A 224-nucleotide genomic window follows, 5' to 3' on the forward strand; every position below is an offset into this window, starting at 1 on the left:
CTCACCTGATAGTGAATCTGTATCTCTTGGTTCTTCCCAAGATTAATCCCCGTAACATTAAGCTCATTATTTTCCATTTGTACTGTAGGTGTTGATGTTAATGCACTACTACCAACACTCTTGAGTTCAGCTGTTGTCCCGTTATAATTAAACTGAGTGCCCAGAGGATCAGATATGGTACCATTTATAATTGTATTAAACGAACTAACCACACTATTAGCTTG

1 protein-coding gene is annotated in these 224 nt (G+C 37.5%); it reads right to left on the bottom strand.

The genetic code is table 11. The annotated features are described in order from the left end of the window. Nucleotides 1–224, bottom strand: a 224-nt coding sequence (locus LI114_RS14065) for a hypothetical protein (protein WP_227221174.1), incomplete at both ends; no start/stop codon positions are given.

Source organism: Ruminococcus sp. 210702-SL.1.03 (assembly GCF_020559915.1).
Lineage (GTDB): Bacteria > Bacillota > Clostridia > Oscillospirales > Ruminococcaceae > YE71.